Raw genomic sequence first — 18,457 nt, forward strand, 5'->3', positions numbered from 1 at the left:
TACCAGTTATCAGTTTAGGAGTTACTAATTATCAATTTATGACATTAAATCTATTAAATTCGGTGCATCTAAGATTCAAAGAATCTCAATTCAAACTGAAAAAACTGATCCCCGTTTTCGTGGGTTTACTCACGTTATTAAGTATTTTAGGGGTCGGACAATTTCAAGTTTTAGGACAACAACAAAACGATATTACGATTGATTTTGGCGCTCAAAGAACTGGCTTGAATTCCGTTAGTGGCTTTTTGTACGGTAAAAATGCCACCCAACCTCCCGATACTATTATTAAGCCCTTAGAACCTAAATTATGGCGGACATCCCAACTGGACTTGTATCCGCGAGTGATTGGACTGGGGGCTAGATTTCAACTGATTTTAAGTGATACTTGGGGCTATGGCTCCCCCAGGGGCTGGCCCTATGATAATTATGCTAAATGGGAAGAACACGTTCGACAACTTGCCCGCCAACATAAAGATAAAGTCATATTATGGGATGTTTGGAACGAACCTGACTTAAAAGAGCCCTTTTGGAAAGGAACAAGAGAACAGTTTTTTGAAACCTATAAACGAGCCTATCAAGTATTACGTCAGGAATTAGGCCCGAATGTAATGATTGGTGGCCCGAGTATTACTAAATATGATCAAAATTTTCTGAATGCCTTTTTAAATTATTGCAAGAATAATAATTTAGAAGTGAACTTTTTATCTTGGCATGAACTTAATGATCAAGATATTACCTCAATTACGGCTCGGATTAATAATGCCCGTCGGAGTTTACAACAAAATCCCGATTACCAAAGTCTAAAAATTAAGGAAATTCATGTTAATGAAATTATTGGCCCTACGGCTCAATATCGTCCGGCGGAAAATTTAGGCTTTTTGTATTACACCGAATTAGGACGGCCCGATGGTGCGGCTAGAGCCTGTTGGGACCCGATTAATAAAGGCAGTGGAACCAATAATTGTTTTAATAATAGTTTAGATGGTTTAGTTACCCCCGATCAATCCTTACCCAGAGCCGTCTGGTGGGTTTATAAAGCCTACACCGATGGGTTTAATTCCCGGGTTGCGAGTCAGTCTAGTAACCCCAAAATTGTTGCCTTAGCTAGTCGTGCAAATCGAGAAGGAAAAGCTCAAATTCTATTCGGTTATTTTGAACAAGCCTTTTCTGCGCCGACGGCGGGAGTCACATTAATTCTGAAAAATTTACCTAATTCCAGTGGAAATTCAACCTTTAAAGTCCAAAAAATCCCCGATTCTGGAGAACAAGTAATCAAGGAATTGGTCACAGTCCGACAGGAGAATATTACCGTAAATAATCAACAGTTAGTCCGGTTAACAATTCCTAATATTCAACTGCATGAAGCCTATATTTTAACTATTGGCTAAGGTTTATTAAGCAATCTAAGGCTTAAAATCGAACTTTTTGGCGATAAGTTAGTCAATAATTAAAGAAGGGCTTAAAATCAAAGATAACTGTTTACTAGGTAATATTATGTGGCTCCGTAATCAAACTTCCCGTGCTGTTGTGGCAATTTTTGGGCTTTCAATGGTTGCTATGTTCGCTAGTTCAACTCCGGTTATGGCTGAATCTATTGCCCAAGGTGAACCGAATCAACCGCAAATGAATGGCCGTTCAGATAGAATGTTCAGTTCACTGAATTTGACCCCGGAACAACAACAGAAAATTCAAGCAATTCGCCAGGAATATCAGGGACAAATCCGCCAACAACAACAACAAATGCGTCAACTTCAGCAAGAATTAAATGAGTTAATGGCTAAAAATGCTCCTGAAAGCGAACTTCGCCTAAAACATAATCAGTTTATGGCATTAAAACAACAGATGGGAGACATTCAGTTTAATATAATGTTAAAAACGCGAGAAATTTTAACCGCAGAACAACGCACTCAACTGGCTAATTTGATGCAAGAGCGTCGTCAAAGTCCTCGTCGCGATCGCTAATTTTTTTTAACTTTCCTATCGGTTCAAATCACAGAATTAATCATCGCAGGATATGGGAACAAAAACTTATCTTTACTTACATGGTTTTGCTTCTAGTCCTGCTTCTAAAAAGGCAGAGTATTTGCGCGATCGCTTTGCATCTTTATCAATTAATTTAAACATTCCTGATTTGAACCAAGGAGATTTTTCCCATTTAACTTTAACTCGACAACTCCAACAAATTCCCACAGAATTATCCCCGGATACTTCTGATATTGTGGTGATTGGTTCAAGTTTTGGTGGTTTAACGGCGGCTAGATTTGCCGAACAAAATTTATCGGTTAAACGGTTAATTTTACTGGCTCCTGCGTTTAATTTTTTATCAGAGTGGTTTCCCAAGTTAGGAGCAGAAAAATTAAATCTATGGAAAACTCAAGGGTATTTATCTATTTATCATTATGCAGAAAAACAGAATTTACCCTTGCATTATGATTTTTTAGAAGATTTAGCTCAATACCCCGATGAACAGTTACAGCGTCAGATTCCTACATTAATTTTACATGGAATTAATGACGAAGTTATCCCGATTCAAGCCAGCCGAAACTATTTAAAAACCAGACCTTGGGTAAGATTAATTGAACTGAATAGTGATCATGGCTTAGAGAATGTTTTAGGTGAAATTTGGCGGGAAATTCAACAGTTTTTGGTTTGATAGTTAATGTTTAATTTTTTGAATTTTAACTTTTATATTTTTGATTTTTTGTTGGATGAATTGCTTGACTTTTGTTAAAGTTTCACTCATCCCACTAGGACGAATAAACTTCTGAGGACGTTGCTCAGGAAAGTTTAAATAACGATAGTATAAAAACAAATTTTTATAGGCAATATCCACATCATAACCTTGACAAAGCTCGGTAAATTTGCTAGAGGGAATACTCATATAATGTAGATAGGTCAGCCTTTTGCCGTGATCATAAAGAACGTGATCAATGTCCTCAAATTGAGAAGACCAATGATTTCCCGTTGCGTGTTCAACATGATGATAAGCAAAATTATAATAGGGAATTTTACTACGAAGAACCATATAATTAAAAAGGGATTGATCCGGCCCAAATAAAGCCATAACATCTGCCTCACCTGATTTTAAACCCTCTAATAGTTGCTCCAATTGTACATCCAAAAAAACCCCTTTTTTGGATGCAAACCAACCCGCGCAAAAAATATTAGATTTTAGTTCTTCCCCAGGAAAAACTTTGACTAATTGTTCTAAAGGCTGATCAAAAATATATTTAAGATCAGACTTGTATTGAAAATCATAGGTAACCCAATCATAATCATTTAATTTATCATAAATCAGAGTCAAAGAACCCATTAACAAGGTATCTGCATCAAAATAGATAAATTTATCAAAAGGGCCATCAATTCCGCAAAGTTTGCGGTGCATTGCCAGACGATACACTGGGGGGAAACCTCTTTCTTTCCAAACCTTTTGTGCTCTTTCGTGACATTTCCAGGCTTGAGTTGAGAAATTTTCCCACCGTTCTATTACTCGGTTATCTTCAAATAGTGTTACGTTTCTTCTGGTTGCAATTTCAGCTTTAACTTTTTCTAAACGATCATCATAAGGAATCACACAAACGGGAATTTCTTGACCTGCATTCGCTTCAATGCTATTCAATAAAGCCACTAATTGATCATAAACAACATCATTTGCTAATGTATAAATACCGTTAGTCATCGTTTGTGATCCTTAATTTAGAAGTTACTGGAACTGGACAGGAAGGGAAATAAACGAGTTAGTTTTCTTTTCCAAGTGGGTTTTCCTTCATGTAAATAACGATAGTATTCCCAAATATTCCAATAGGAACCTCCGGGTTTTAAGGGTGTTCCTGCCCAGTGTAAATACTTGAGCCGTTTGCCATTATCATAAAGGATATGATCTTTTTCTTTGAAATGTTTAGAACCTCCCCAACTCCCCGGTGCATTTTCTGGGGGTTTGACTAAATTTCCCCGTTTAGAAATTTGTTTAAGAACCAGATAGTTTAAAATGGGCTGATCGGTTACTCCTTGGCTAAAATCAAAATATTCTCGATGTTGGGAACAGTCTCTTAGGATATCATAAAGTTGTTCTAGGGTAAAAATTCCAGTTCGAGATGCCCAAAATCCACTGTTAAAAACATCCTCGATTTGTTCATCGCTGAAAATACCTTGTTCTTTAACCAGGGGGGAAAAGATATTGCTGATTTTTTCTCCAACAAAGTGATAATCACAACAGAAGAAATCCCATTGTTTCAGGTAATCTAAGTTAGCAACAATATCCTCAAAAACGATAATATCGGTATCAATATACAGAAATTCGTCTAAGGGCCCAAACCAAACGGCTAATTTCCGCATTTTATTGGGAAGTTTCAGAAAATCTCGATCAAAAATTTCCCCAATTTTCTGAGTTAATTGTTCCAGAAAGTTTAAATCTGGAAAGACTTGCACCCCATGTAATTTTCCCAATGTTTCTGCCACTTCTTGGTAATCTTCATTAAATGGGATGAGAAAAATGGGAACCTCTGAGTTATAATGGCGAATGCTATTAAGAAGGGCGATCGCATTTTCCATCACCCGGTTATTAGCAACAATATAAATGCCTCGGTTCATAACTTCTCCTTAACTTAATAATTTTAATTTTCTTAAAACTCGTTTTAAGAGATTGGGTTGAGAATTCGGGTAGGGCGATACGGGTGGGGTTGTAAATACAGGACGTTTTTCGGGTTCATGTAAATAGCGATAATACAAAAACAAATCTCGATAAGGGAAATCCAAATTTTCTCCTGAACAAACCCTGGTCATCATATTGGGCTGAACACCAATATAATGTAAATAGGTGAGTTGATTCCCTTTATCATAGAGAATATGTTCCTTTTCCTGAAAGTGTTTAGAGGTTGCACTGCACCCTGTCTTTTCAGTATCCGGTAGGCTATAAGCAAAATTATAACTGGGAATGCCTGAGCGCATCACCATGTAGTTAATTAAAGGTTGTTCTCCGGCTCCTTCATAGAGGATTTCTGATTCTCCTGCTTGTAAATAGCCAATTAACTGATTTCTCACTTCAGCCGAGAATACTCCTTTTTTAGAACCATAAAACCCCGAACAAAAAATTTCAGAATCAATACGTTTTTTGTCAAAGACTTGGAGCAGTTTAGGCGATTTAAGGTTATAAACTTTGGTTCGATCAAAGAATTGGAAATCATAAACGATCCAATCATAATGTTGTAATTTCTCAAAAACATGATCTAATGAGTTCATTACTAAGGTATCTGCATCCATGTAAATAAACTCATCAAAAGGGCCATCAAACGCACAAAACCGTCTATGGGCGCCATACAGTCGGTATTTACGGTTTAACCGTTGGGGTTGAGATTCTAGCATAAACTCATCCCACCGTTGAATTGATTCTAAATCATCATAAATAAAAACATTGGGACGGTGTTCAACTTCTGCTTTAACCCGTTCTAATCGATCATCAAAGGGAAACACACAAACGGGTGTTTCTGGGCCTAAAATGGCATCAATACTGTTGAGTAGCGCCAGCAGTTGGTCATAAACTACATCATTGCCAAGAGTACAAATTCCCTGCATACTGACTCCTCTGTTTCTATAGCGTGTTTAGATGGTGCAGCCGAGCATTCAAGATTGAGTAAATTAGAGACTAGAATTCTCAGCAAACTCAGATAACCAATTCAATAAATTCAGTTTGTGTAAAATAATCTGTCGAGCTTCTGCGATCGCCGCTTTTGCTTCAAACCAAGCATCAGGACTGCTAATAACCTCCTGAATATAGGATATTCCTTTTTCATCTAAACTCGGTAATCTTAAGAAACTGCCTGGAGGCAATAATCGATCTGCTGCTGGCCCTCCATAATAAATCGGGAGACACCAAGCGAGTAAAGAATCCCAAAGTTTTTCAGTAACATACCAATCATTATCGGCATAATTTTCAATCGCTAAATTGTAAGAATAAGGAGCCATTCCATACCATTTATTTTTTAATTCTCCCGATGCTTTCACCCAAGTCGGTAATCCTCGACCATAAAAATCGATTTGCCCATTTTGAGCTTGTAACGCTTGCAAAAAATCTAATCGTTTCCGATGATTAGCCGTGCGATTAATTCCTGATGTAATCCAACTACAAGATTTCACTTTTTCCGGGGGATTCATTTCATTTAACTCTCGAAAGGAGTTGGAATGATACCAAATCGCAGGCATATAATCGGGTGTTGGAGCTAAATCATCGGGGCCGGAAATATAACCACAATACTGTTTCGCTTTTTCATAATTAGTTTTATTAATTTCTACAATTTCTGCTAAGGGGGGTTCTCGCAATAAATAAATCATCCGATCTTTAGTAACCCCCCTAAACTTTTCCTGCATATTCGGTTCAGGCGGTTGGGGTTTGAGGGTTTGTTTTAAGCGTTCTTTCCATGATAATTTTTTAGGAGGTTTCCGAAAATCAAATTGATAAAGTAACAGAAAATCCGGTTGAGGATGATTCGCTTGAATCCTAATATTGCCCCACTTGCCAAAATCATGAGGCGTTTGTTGCCAAAGCCAATCACTTTGGTTTACCCCTGGATAGCTGGTGATCATGCCTACAATTTTTTCAGTCATTAGTTTATCCTCAATCTAATTACAAGGCAACGGTGGGACGCATCGGTTCTGGAACGTGAGCTAAAATTTTAGAAATCCGATTTTCCCAAGAAAACTGACGAGCAAATTCTATATTTTCTGTATATCCCTCTAGTTTGCGTGGATATTTTTCCAAAACTTGCTCAAGACATTGAGCAAATAAATGGGGCTGATCCGGCTCACACCAACCCGATATGATATTAGCATACTTAAATTCCATCAGAGGCGGAATTTCTGTTGATGCGATGGGGGTTCCTGATGCTAAATAATCAAAAAATTTCAGGGGAGAGGTAAAGGTAGCTGCTTGAGTCAACAGATGGGGATGAGCTAGAATATCGGCGGCTTGTAATAAACTAGCAAGTTGATTTTGAGGCAGAAATCCTAAAAATTCAACGTTATCGACCTGTTTTTCTTGCGATTGGGTTTGATAATCTTTGACATGGGATGGATCACCGCCTGCAAAAACAAACTGAATTTTAGGTAAGGTTTTAGCCACATCTATCAATAGATCAATACCTTTAAAAGAATATAATCCCCCCGAATAAACGACTAAATACTGTCGCTGATTGTGTAGAAGTTTTTCTCGCCATTTTTGGGCATCTTCAAGTTGCCGAAATAGAAAAAAATCATTACAACCGTTGTGGAGGGTAATCACTTTTTCGGGAGGCATTCCATTATTAATCATGCTGTCTCTCACGGTATCAGCAACGGTGACGGTAATAGTTAATAAAGGACTATTGACTATTTCAGGTTCAAATTTCCATTGTTCATGATGATCCTGTTCATAAATGGCGGGAATGCCCGAACGAATAGCTAATTTAGCAAAGCCCCAATTACCAGTATGTACAATTTTTGCAGCAGGCTTAATAAAGGTGGGGAAGTAATATTTAGAAATAATTGTATTCGAGTGAGTCCATTTTCCGCCCCAAGGGCGATCAACAGGCCAGGGCCGAGGTAGGGGAGCCACTTTTAATTTATTTTGGACATTATAAGCTTGGACGATTTCTGCTTCTGGTGTTTGGGGTGAAAAGGGATGCAACAATTTCTGGGGATTAAAAGAAGTTATTGCTTTCTGAAGATAAACTAAGACCGTTGAGTAGCCTAAGTTAGCGGCTGCATTGGCAGAATTAACAACCTGTACCAAACTTGCTACATTTGTTTGTGGCAAAACATTCCGAGTGTAAAAAATATAATATTTAGGGAGTGACATAAAATTTATACCTCTGAGTATATATATATTGTAGCGTTAGGTTTTGCTATTCAAGCGAATTTTTACACTTTGTTCAATAAATTCTAGGCTATCTAGGATATAAGTTGCTGAACGATAGGACTCATTGAGAAGTTCCTGCCGTTCTTCAAGATCATCGACTAAATCATCTGCCAGTAATTGCAGGAAACCCATCATGGGGTTGAGACGACTACGGACATCATAGGAACTGCGAATAATGGCTCGATCTCGCGCTGCTTCATCGGCAAATTGCAGGGTGTATAGTTGAGCATATTTTCCTCCTTTGGCCAGCAGTTGATCATGGGTTCCTACCTCTGCCACACACCCTTGGTCTAAAACGGCAATTTGATCTGCTTTTTGAATCGTAGATAAACGGTGGGCAATAACAACTGTTGTGCGATCACGACTGAGTTTTTCAATAGCTTCTTGAACTAAACGTTCTGAAACTGTATCTAAGGCACTGGTAGCCTCATCTAAAATCAGAATATCAGGGTTTTGTAAGATCGCCCTGGCAATTGAAATGCGTTGACGTTGGCCACCTGATAGTAACACGCCGCGATCGCCGATGGCGGTTAAAAACCCTTGAGGTAACTTAGCAATAAATTCCTCAGCATTAGCTTGTTTAGCGGCAAAAAGAATCTCTTCATCCGTGGCATTGGGTCTGGCATAAGCTATATTATCTCGAACAGAGGCATTAAATAGGAAGGTATCTTGACTAACAATTCCCATTAATTGTCTGAGACTGTTGAGATCAAAGTCGCGTAAATCACGACCATCGAGTTGAATACAACCTTGAATTGGATCATAAAACCGAGGCAGAAGATCTGCTAAAGTAGACTTTCCCGCCCCGGAACCTCCTACTAATGCTAACGTTGTCCCACACGGAACATATAAATCGATATCCTGAAGGGCAAGTTTGTCATGACCGGGATAGGAAAAAGAAATGTGATCAAAATGAATCCCTTCTTGAAGTCCTGTAAACGGCATGGAACCGGACTTCATAATTGGTTTATTATCCCGTCTTAAAAACTCGCCAATAATATTGATTGCTGCTATCCTTTGAGCTAAGTTACTACGAGCATTATTCAACTGAGAAATCAGGGGTAAGGTGCGGAATAAGATAAATAGATAGGTGAGTAAAATAGTGGATAATGCTGTGATTTGATCTTGGGATAAAAAGAATTTTCCGATCATAATCAGCACTAATAACACCAGCATATTCACCACTTCATTGATTGGTGCAATCGCGGCGGTTGCCATTTGAGCTTTATAATCTGCCTTTTCTCGTTCTCGAATTAAATGTTTAAGCTGCTCATATTCGGATTTTTCATTAGCAGTGGCTTTGACTAAGCGAATTCCATTCAGGACTTCCATCTGCTTAATGGAATAATTTCGAGATATTTTTGACAGTAAATTTCCTGATAGTCTAGATTTAGAAATAATATATTGATTTAATAAAGTGACGATAAACAGCAAGACGGCTGTTGCTAATGTCAGTTGCCAAGAAATGGACAGGAGAATGATCACAAAGACAAAAATGGTGATGGATGTGGTAAACATTCCAACATAAATACTAATAGCACTGGAAGCCCGGGCGATTTCTCCTCCTAATTGGTTAATTAAATCCCCAACTTTTGTTTTTGCATAGAAATCTAAATCCACATCCAACAGTAATTTTAATCCGGCTTCTCTCATGTCACAAGTTAAGGCGCGACCGAGGGAACTGGAAACTAAGCTACTCCAATAGGTTGTTAAATTTTTTAAAACTAACGCCAATAAAATTGCCCCTGCCATTAACCCCAAGCGATAGGATTCTGGAACATCACCAAAGGGTAGTAATATCTTTTGGATTAAGGGCGGAGCACCCTTCATTTCCATTTCTTGGCCTAGTAAATTTAAGACAACAGGGACAATTAATGTGGTACTGACCCCACTAAAAATTGCTCCAGAGAAACCCAACAAAATTGTCAAGATAATCCTAATCGGATATTGCCGTGCATATTTAACTAAATAGTTTTGATTAATCATACTAACGTTTAATAATTTATTGCATGATAGCCAGGGAGTTTATTGTACTCCATTCCATCGAGTCCAGACTGAAATTCTAACGCAGTTTATTAATAACCTCCTCTAAAATGATCGCCATTGCATCTATACTATAGTTCTCAATACATCGTTGGCGAGCTTGCCAACCTTTAGCTTCTGCATCTTCAAAATTATCAAAAATCCTCTCTATAGTTTGAGCAATTTGTTCAGGTGAATCCGACTCAACTAAATATCCTGTTTCACCCAGAATTTCTGGAATATCTCCCACTTTGGTTGCTAGAATCGGTTTTGCCATAGCCATACCATCGGTTAGCTTCAGAGGAAATTGAGCTTGCGCTGCGGGAACGTCGCGTTGAGGAACCACGATAATGTGGGCAGCAGCAACGACTTCAGGCATCATTATAGCGGGAGTTTTTGGTAACTGAATGATCCACCGTCCCCATCTTTCGATTAATTGATCATCATACTGATCATAGGGGCTTCCTCCCACAATCACCAATTTAATATCGTTTTGATTCAGTTGTTCTAGGGCAATTAGGACATCTTCTAATCCTTTATAGGGCCGTGGCGCCCCAGGAAACATCAGCACTCGGTATTCCGATAAACCTAAACGGGCGCGACTTTCTTCGGCACTGTAGCGAGTCGGATCAAATAAATTAACATCTTTCCCGTTAGGAACAGAAGTACCCCCAAATCGCTTTTGCAAAAATTTAGTATGAGTAGTTATTTGATCAGCATATCGAATTAATTTTTCCATCCCTTGAATATACAAGGGGTGGACAGGCGATCTCAATGCGCCATTTGCTTTTAAAATATCTCTAGCTAATTGTTTGGGAGAAGGTTGATAGCGCCATTCATCACCTCCATTCCAACTCATTTCCCAGTCATCTATATCTAAAATGATCGGTTTATGACTGAGTAATTTTTTCAAAAGAGCTACACCAAAACTAGGAACTTGAGGCTTAATCGCATAAATCATATCCCCATCAATTTTCGGGAGAAGTTGCTGCACAGACTTGAAGAATTGAGGATAATTTCCCCCGGAGACAGCCTGGATTTTATCGGAATTGGAAATTGCTCCATATAATTGATCTTGAAATACAAATCCTAATATTTCAAACTCATAACCGAGTTTCTTGAGTGCTTCTCCTAACAAAGATGCTCGAATAAATCCATCATTTGTGGATAAATTCCACACTAACATAGAAACTTTTTTAATTGATTTCATGGCTCAATAATTTTAAATGAAATAGAATTTGAGAGGTGATCTTACCGATTTCTCCAGCTATTTGTAGTTTGGTTGGGAAGAAAATATTTCGCCAGTCGATCAAAAATTCTTGTCAGTAGAGAACGAGTGACATTTTTGGCGTATTGGGGTCGATAGGGATAGGTAGAATGCAAAACTTTAATTGGTTCATTGATGGTGTAACATTGCTTCCACTTATCTAGGTAATTATAAATTGGAGATAAAATCTGAACATGGGGTTGGGCTGTTTCTACGGCTGCTGCAAAAGCTCCTTGATCTCTTAATAATAAAATATCTTGATGCTCTAAGATGATATTGAAATAGTCGCGGAAGGCTTGGAAAAACTGTTGATTTTTAGAGCTTTTTCTAAACGCTATAAACCCACTATTATATTGAATGCTGGTTTCTTTTAACGGTAATCCTATTGATTGCAAAGTGGGCAATATTTCTTGTTTAACTCGCAGTAAATTAGAAGCTTGTGCAATAGAAGGTTGTACATCTTCTGTAATTAGAATATCACTGGCATTGAGGTACTCAAATACTTCTGGAATTGCTGAGAGTAAACAAATATCACAATCGAAATAAATTGTTTTTTCAAACGGGGATTGTTCATATAACTCTAACTTTGACAATCGAGAAGCTAACACAGGGTTAGGGTGAGTAGGTGCTGGTTTTAAGTGAATATTGCCAAAAGCCAGAAGTAAAAATTGCAAGTATTTAGGAACTTGATCAATTAAAATGACAATTGGTTCTTGATGAAATTTACGCACAGAAGCCAAAAAATGGATACAGTCTTGGAAAGAATAAAGACCTGTTAAAATAGTTATAAATCCTTGCTTTTCATTGTTCATAATTTTAGTATTAATAGCTGGTTTTTAATGAGAGAAACATCACTAATTTGATCAAAGACTACCTTGAGCAAGAATAGTATCAAGTCTATTGTATACTGTCGTTGATTAATTTGTCTTGTTGATCTAACTTTTCATAATGTTCTCGTTCCCGATATTTGAGAGTTCTCATGGGCTGATTTCCGACAATCGCTAGAGGTTCAACATTTGCTGTGACAACTGTACCTACTGCGATAATAGCTCCATCTCCAATCGAAACCCCTGGAATAATCATAACATTCGCGCCAATCCAAACATTGCGCCCAATAACCACAGGTTTATGAATATAGCAATCCTAAATAGGTTGTAATATTGGAGCCTTGCTGTGCTTGCGTTTCAGGCTGATTGATCATCATGACTCATTTGGAATTGCTATATAAACTTTATACCCTAAAGATACATTTTCTGGATGATCGATTTTCAAATCTTTTTTAAACCGCACCCCTTCGGCACAAAATTTTAATTTTTCCTTAAGTTTTTTATGCTTATATCTCCTGATTTTGCTTTGCCATTAGTCTTCCCATTGGACAATATAGGGAATCAAATTTTCATCAATAATTCGCTCTAATTTATTTTTAAGTTTTGATAGGATTGACATCATGTTAAGCTAGTGAATTCTCCTTGTTAAATTGTCTGATCAGTTTCTAACCTTAACATTGACTAACTTCTAATAAAGTTAAATTTTGTTAATTTTTGTTCAGATCCCTTGTCGGTTGAAAATTAGCTGTGTTACCATTATCTTAGTCATGTGCTGAATTCAAAACCATCCCTAGATTTGCTTGAAATTAGTACCTGAGTTAATTTTTTATAATTTAATTTGGAATTATTACCAGCAAAAAAATATGCTTTCTTTTTTGCTTTTAACACCCTGTGTTGTCCTGTGGTTAGTTTTTTATGCTCAAGGACAATTTTGGCGTCAAAGTTTGCTATCTGCCTTTGTGGTATGGGGTTTGTTGATTACTGGCATCACTGAATTCCTAAGTTTGTTCAATTATTTTACTATAGCTTCTGTTTTAGGAGTCTGGCTATTCCTTAATTTTATATTAATTTTTTTATATGTTAAAACTTATTCTTTACCTGGTCTGGATTTATTAAGGTTTACAAAAGAGCAATTGAAGATGCGTTCAAAATTTTTATTATTTGTTTTAATGAGTGTAATCTTTATTGTGGTGATTATTGGATTAATTGCTATTCTTTCTCCACCCAATAATTGGGATTCAATGGATTACCATCTGAGTCGTGTTGTTCATTGGATACAAAATCATAGTATTAAACATTATCCGACGAGTTATACTCCCCAACTTTATCAAAATCCCTGGTCTGAATATGTAATTCTTCATTTTCAAATCTTAACAGGAGGAGATTACTTGGCTAATTTCGTCCAGTGGTTTAGCATGGTTGGAAGTATTATTGGAATTTCACTCATTGCTCAACAGCTAGGTGCAAATTTCAATGGTCAAATTTTTGCTGCTGTTTTTGTGGCAACAATTCCCATGGGAATTTTGCAAGCGTCTAATACTCAGAATGATTATGTTTTAGCGTTTTGGTTAGTTTGTTTGGCGCACTTTATTCTATCTGCAATCCAACAAAAAGATAGAATTAACTGGGTGAATGCCTTTTATATAGGGAGTACCACTGGGTTAGCTATTCTTTCTAAGGGAACTTCCTATTTTTATGTTTTACCTTTCTTAATTTGGTTCGGACTTTATTCCCTAAAACAATTAAAATGGCAATTTTGGAAACCCAATTTAATTATAGCTATTATTACTATATCATTAAATATAAGCCACTATTTTCGTAATTATCAAGTCTTTGGTTCTTTCCTCGGTTCCCCAGGAGATTACCGTAATGGTGTAATTAACTTAAGTACATTAATATCGAATGTCTTGAGAAATGTAGCATTACATTTAGGCTCTCCTTTCGGCTTTATTAATGGAAGATTTAATAAATTAATTCATGTTATTCATGATATTTTAGGAATCAATATTAATGATCCTCAAACCACATTCTCTAGTGTTTTCGCTGTACCTGGAGGTTGGTCAACCCTTGGCATTTGGGGAAATGAAAATAATGCTCCTAATTTGTTACACACTTTATTGATATTGATATTTTTGTTAATTTTTTGCTTCAGGAAAGACTTGAAAAAAAATTACTACCTCGTTAGTTATTTAACGGTTGTAGTCAGTGGTTTTTTAATCTTTTGCTTACTTGTAAAATGGCAAATTTGGCATAGTCGTTTACATCTACCTTTATTTGTATTATTCTCGGCTTTTCTCGGATTAATGTTATCTCAAATTAAACCTAAAATTGTTGTTCAATTAATTTTAGTTGTTTTTATTTTGTCATCTTTACCTTGGTTATTCTTAAATAAGTATAGACCTATCTTTCACCCCACCAATAGTATTCTTGTTGTCAACAGAATGGATCAATATTTTAGTAATCGTCCTGAACTTTTAGAACCTTTTAAGGAAACTGTAAAATTTTTAAATTCGCAAAATTGCCCTAAAATTGGTTTACAAATGGGAAATGATGCGTGGGAATATCCCCTATGGGTTATGTTACAAAATTCTCAACCCCAGAATTTAGAAATCCGACATATTAATGTTGACAATGCCTCAGCAAAGTTAGCTGAAACTTCACCGCATAGTAATTTTGTTCCCTGTAGGATTATACAGATGAGAACTAAAAGGAGTGGTCAAAAATCTCACGAAAATATTATTTTTAAAGATCAAACTTATCAACAACAATGGGAAAAAGAACCTATAGCTATTTTTAAACCTGAGTCACCGTAACTACTTAACTTCCGTTACTCGCCAACTCAATTTTAAATTTAGCCAGAAATTCCAAAAAGTCACAATAGCGATCGCAATTACCTTCGCTAAATAGGCATTCATTCCAAACAAATTAAACAGGAGATTTACCAATAACACATTTAAAATTAACCCCGATAAACAAATTAAGTTAAACTTCAAAAATCGTTTAAACCGTTTTCCCGTACCTTTTTGATGACTAGAAATATCTCCAAATGTCCAAAGATCATTCCAGATAAAATTATTAATAATCGCCACTTCTGCCGATAAAATTGCACTACGGGTTAAAGCCAAACCACTAACAGTATAGAGGAGATAAAATACTGCCATATCGACAAAAACCCCACTAAAACCCACAACCCCAAACCGCAAAAACCGCGTTATAGGCCATCTGGCTAAACGTAATTTAACTAAATGTTGTAAATATTCAATATACTGTTTCCAAGTAACTTTGCTTTCTCCTTCCAAGCGTTCTTGGAACACATAACCCACTTCTCCCACCCAACGAATTTGCCCCCGACCTAACACTTCAATCAGGATTTTATAACCAATAGGATCAAGAGTTCTTCCAGCAATTGCCTCCCTTCTCACCATAAAATAACCACTCATCGGATCAGAAACTCTACCAATAACACCGGGTAAAATAATTAATCCTAAAACCTGCGCTCCCTCGATAAAAAGCGCCTAATCACACTCCAATCACTAACACCACCGCCTTCAACATGGCGACTACCAACGGCTAAATCCGCACCCCGTTCTATTTCAGATAAAAGTTGTAATAAACTTTCTGGAGGATGTTGTAAATCCGCATCAATTACCCCTAAAATTTCCCCTCTAGCCACTTGCCAACCCCTAATTACAGCAGTTGATAATCCCCGTTCTTCCTGACGTCGCATCACCCGCAATTGGGGAAATTCTGGGATTAACTCCGCCGCAACTTTCCAAGTTAAATCCGGGCTATCATCATCAACAATAATTAACTCATATTCATGAGGAATTACTCCGTCTAATAACTGAGTTAATTGTTGAACAATGGGTCTAACATTTTCGCTTTCTTTGTAAGTGGGAATGATCAAGGATAATCTAATCGCAAACTCACTAATTTCCGTTGAAATATTGGCTTGGGCAGGAATCTGTAATGGCCCAGTTGGAACCGGAATTAAATTATTGACTTCAGGAAAATTCATATTGGGTTTGACCTCATTAATTGTTACTGTTTACATATCATTAAATCTAACACGACCCGTCTGAACATAATCAAATACTCGATTAATTTGGTTACGTTCAGATTCGGTAATATCTTTATCAGATAAAATAGCCGACATTAATCTCAAATAATCAGCATGACCCAGTTGACCAGAATTGACAATCCGATCCGTCACTTGACTAATTGAGATTTTAGAGCGAGTGGGAAGTGTCCACAACATTTTAATCTTAACCTCTCTAATTTAACTATTGACTAATTTTGCGATAAAATTTGCTAAACTAACGAATTAGGCTCCGCAAAGTCTTAACTATTCTAAACCCTAATCAAATCATTTGGTGGAGATTGCTTTTTATGCAAATTGAACGAATTCCAGTCCTCTCTGATAAACTATATTTTTTTACTGCATGATCCTGATCGGAAAATTGCCGCCGTTGTTGACCCCGCAGAAGCCGATCCCGTTTTACAACATTTACAGAGATTAGACGCTGAATTAGTTGCAATTTTAACACTCACCATCACAGCGATCATATTGGGGGAAATACTCAACTGATTAAACAATATCCCATCTTACCGTTTATGGAGGTGAAGAAGATCGAGGCAGAATCCCCGGTCAAATGGTATTTTTAAAACCGGGTGATCAAGTTCAATTTGGGGATCAAATCGGGCAAGTTTTATTTGTTCCCGGTCATACAAAAAGCCCATATTGCCTATTATTTTCCGCCCCAAAATCCCGATCAACCGGGGGATTTATTCTGCGGGGATACCCTATTTGCCGGGGGCTGTGGCCGTTTATTTGAAGGTACTCCCCAACAAATGTTGACATCTTTAAATCAATTCCGAAATCTCCCAGAAACCACTAGGGTTTGGTGTGCCCACGAATATACTCTTAATAACTTAAAATTTGCCTTAACGGTTGATGCTGATAATCGAGATTTACAGGATCGTTTCAAGAAGTTACCGTAGCCCGCAGTCAAAATCAAGCCACAATTCCTTCAAATATTGGTTTAGAAAAACGCACTAATCCTTTTTTGCGTTGGGATATTCCCAGTCTACAAATGGCGGTGAATAGCCATGATCCCGTTCAAACCTTTGCTCGTTTACGGGGAATGAAGGATCAATTTTAAGGTTAAATCAAAGTTCCCAATCTTCAATTTGTAAGTTGGGAACTCGACTAAATTCTGTGGTATTGTGAGTGACTAAAACTCAAAACAAATTCTCCCTAATTTCATATTGTCCTTGATTTTCTCGGACTAATGGTTCACCCACCCAGCCACCAATTACTCCTCAAAAAACCCAGGTTGCCAATTTTCATGTTTCAGGTTTTCACTAGCGGCTTGAAAGATCACAATAGCTTCTAAGTCTCTATCTTTAAATTCTGCTGGCATTTGTACTCGTAATATTCCATCCTTACCAATGCGTCCTTTGAACTGAATACTCTGCATAGCAGCCTCCGGGGTGAATCCTGATCCAACTCAGTCTGTATTGTATAGCAGGGAACACCGGAACAGCCCCCCCAAACCCCCGTGCACGGGGGGCTAGGGGGAGGGAACAGGGAGAGTATCCTCAACCGGGGTAAGTTGATCATGGACTTGCGATCGCACCCTAATTTTGTTAATATAGAGTGTTTGGGTTAAAAAAATATAGGAACTGATCATGGCAAAGCGGACTCAAGTGGTTCTGACCAAAGATGTGATTAAATTGGGAAAAAATGGGGATCTCGTAGAAGTCGCCCCGGGTTATGCTCGTAACTATTTGATCCCTCAGAGTATAGCAGTTCGGGCTACCCCTGGGATTCTCAGACAGGTAGAACGGCGTCGAGAAGAAGAACGTCAACGTCAACTAGAACTGAAACAACAGGCTGAAGCTCAGAAAAAAGCCCTGGAAGCGGGTGGTGTGTTCAAAATTGCCAAACAAGTTGGGGAAAGAAAACGCAATTTTTGGTACTGTTACCGAAAAAGAATTAGCAGAATTGATTCAACAAGCAACGGGTCAAGAAGTTGATCGTCGGGAAATTACTCTCCCCAGTATCAGTAAATTAGGAACCTATAAAGCCAATATTAAGTTACATTCTGACGTGACGGCTGATGTGGAAGTTGAAGTGGTTTCTCTGTAAATTTCATCAATTTCAAAGGTTTTTCCTAAGCCCGAACTTGAGTTCAGGGCTTATTTTTATTCTTGTTCTTTGAAATAAGGTTCTTCAGTATCTAGTATGCTAAAATTATAGTTAATAAAATTAATCAGGACTTATACAAAAAGATTGGCTGATAGAATCCTACAAGAAGTTTTAGAAATAGATTTAGAGAAGTCGGAATTAATTGCCATCCTCGAAAAAAGAACACAAGAAGAAATCAAAAAAGTGTTGATGAGATGGGGAACATAAGTGTTAGAAAAGATAGAAGAAGTCAGCATAGATCT

General features: G+C 37.4%; 16 protein-coding genes and 3 pseudogenes. 7 read left to right on the forward strand and 12 right to left on the reverse strand.

The features are described 5' to 3' along the window. Positions 1-38: 38 nt before the first annotated feature. From NMG86_RS24685 to NMG86_RS24695, 3 genes are all read left to right on the forward strand, one after another. Positions 39-1,388: a GH39 family glycosyl hydrolase gene (locus NMG86_RS24685; RefSeq protein WP_036843463.1), complete on the forward strand. Its 1,350-nt coding sequence runs from the start codon at positions 39-41 to the stop codon at positions 1,386-1,388. Between the two features lie 106 nt (positions 1,389-1,494). Continuing rightward, positions 1,495-1,962 (forward strand): Spy/CpxP family protein refolding chaperone, encoded by a 468-nt coding sequence (locus NMG86_RS24690; protein WP_026788121.1) that lies wholly within the window; start codon positions 1,495-1,497, stop codon positions 1,960-1,962. 52 nt (positions 1,963-2,014) lie between these two features. After that, positions 2,015-2,653, forward strand: a complete 639-nt coding sequence (locus NMG86_RS24695; protein WP_026796724.1) for a YqiA/YcfP family alpha/beta fold hydrolase — start codon at positions 2,015-2,017, stop codon at positions 2,651-2,653. A 3-nt stretch (positions 2,654-2,656) separates the two neighbouring features. On the opposite strand, the gene NMG86_RS24700 is transcribed toward NMG86_RS24695, so the two are convergent. The 9 genes from NMG86_RS24700 to NMG86_RS24740 form a co-directional block, all read right to left on the reverse strand. Next, complete coding sequence (locus NMG86_RS24700) at positions 2,657-3,679, reverse strand: Npun_R2821/Npun_R2822 family protein (protein WP_026796725.1); 1,023 nt, start codon at positions 3,677-3,679, stop codon at positions 2,657-2,659. Between the two features lie 17 nt (positions 3,680-3,696). Beyond that, positions 3,697-4,590 (reverse strand): Npun_R2821/Npun_R2822 family protein, encoded by an 894-nt coding sequence (locus tag NMG86_RS24705; protein WP_026788123.1) that lies wholly within the window; start codon positions 4,588-4,590, stop codon positions 3,697-3,699. A 9-nt stretch (positions 4,591-4,599) separates the two neighbouring features. Continuing rightward, a complete protein-coding gene (locus tag NMG86_RS24710) occupies positions 4,600-5,571 on the reverse strand; it encodes an Npun_R2821/Npun_R2822 family protein (RefSeq protein WP_026788124.1) in 972 nt (323 codons plus the stop codon). Positions 5,572-5,634: 63 nt separating this feature from the next. After that, positions 5,635-6,600, reverse strand: coding sequence for a glycosyltransferase family 10 domain-containing protein (locus NMG86_RS24715; protein ID WP_026788125.1), 966 nt, complete (start codon positions 6,598-6,600; stop codon positions 5,635-5,637). Between the two features lie 19 nt (positions 6,601-6,619). Beyond that, complete coding sequence (locus NMG86_RS24720) at positions 6,620-7,828, reverse strand: glycosyltransferase (protein ID WP_043938948.1); 1,209 nt, start codon at positions 7,826-7,828, stop codon at positions 6,620-6,622. A 36-nt stretch (positions 7,829-7,864) separates the two neighbouring features. Continuing rightward, positions 7,865-9,874 (reverse strand): ABC transporter ATP-binding protein, encoded by a 2,010-nt coding sequence (locus NMG86_RS24725; RefSeq protein ID WP_026796727.1) that lies wholly within the window; start codon positions 9,872-9,874, stop codon positions 7,865-7,867. Positions 9,875-9,950: 76 nt separating this feature from the next. Further along, on the reverse strand, positions 9,951-11,120 hold the full coding sequence (locus NMG86_RS24730) for a glycosyltransferase family 4 protein (RefSeq protein WP_026796728.1): 1,170 nt from the start codon (positions 11,118-11,120) through the stop codon (positions 9,951-9,953). 41 nt (positions 11,121-11,161) lie between these two features. Continuing rightward, entirely contained in the window at positions 11,162-11,989 is an 828-nt protein-coding gene (locus NMG86_RS24735; protein ID WP_026796729.1) for a hypothetical protein, read from the reverse strand. An 85-nt stretch (positions 11,990-12,074) separates the two neighbouring features. Then, positions 12,075-12,299 carry a DapH/DapD/GlmU-related protein gene (locus NMG86_RS24740; protein WP_272944378.1) on the reverse strand — a complete coding sequence of 75 codons (225 nt, stop codon included), beginning with the start codon at positions 12,297-12,299 and terminating at the stop codon, positions 12,075-12,077. 568 nt (positions 12,300-12,867) lie between these two features. On the opposite strand from NMG86_RS24740, the gene NMG86_RS24745 reads away from it, so the two are divergent. Then, positions 12,868-14,817: an ArnT family glycosyltransferase gene (locus NMG86_RS24745; protein ID WP_026796730.1), complete on the forward strand. Its 1,950-nt coding sequence runs from the start codon at positions 12,868-12,870 to the stop codon at positions 14,815-14,817. Here the strand turns inward: NMG86_RS24745 and NMG86_RS24750 are convergent. Next, positions 14,818-16,022, reverse strand: a pseudogene (locus tag NMG86_RS24750) (glycosyltransferase). 30 nt (positions 16,023-16,052) lie between these two features. Beyond that, on the reverse strand, positions 16,053-16,262 hold the full coding sequence (locus NMG86_RS24755) for a hypothetical protein (RefSeq protein WP_026788132.1): 210 nt from the start codon (positions 16,260-16,262) through the stop codon (positions 16,053-16,055). A 131-nt stretch (positions 16,263-16,393) separates the two neighbouring features. Here NMG86_RS24755 and gloB point away from each other — a divergent pair. Beyond that, positions 16,394-17,166: pseudogene (gloB, locus tag NMG86_RS24760) on the forward strand (hydroxyacylglutathione hydrolase). Between the two features lie 153 nt (positions 17,167-17,319). Here gloB and NMG86_RS24765 read toward each other — a convergent pair. Beyond that, positions 17,320-17,484, reverse strand: a complete 165-nt coding sequence (locus NMG86_RS24765) for a hypothetical protein (RefSeq protein ID WP_499103729.1) — start codon at positions 17,482-17,484, stop codon at positions 17,320-17,322. Positions 17,485-17,695: 211 nt separating this feature from the next. On the opposite strand from NMG86_RS24765, the pseudogene rplI reads away from it, so the two are divergent. Together rplI and NMG86_RS24775 are read left to right on the forward strand one after the other, a co-directional pair. After that, positions 17,696-18,155 (forward strand): annotated as a pseudogene (gene rplI / locus NMG86_RS24770) (50S ribosomal protein L9). 144 nt (positions 18,156-18,299) lie between these two features. Further along, the gene (locus NMG86_RS24775; protein WP_274518401.1) at positions 18,300-18,422 is read left to right on the forward strand and encodes a hypothetical protein; all 123 of its coding nucleotides are present in this window, start codon (positions 18,300-18,302) and stop codon (positions 18,420-18,422) included. The last annotated feature ends 35 nt before the right edge of the window (positions 18,423-18,457 follow it).

The sequence above is a fragment of the Planktothrix rubescens CCAP 1459/22 genome, assembly GCA_904830895.1.
Classification (GTDB): domain Bacteria; phylum Cyanobacteriota; class Cyanobacteriia; order Cyanobacteriales; family Microcoleaceae; genus Planktothrix; species Planktothrix agardhii.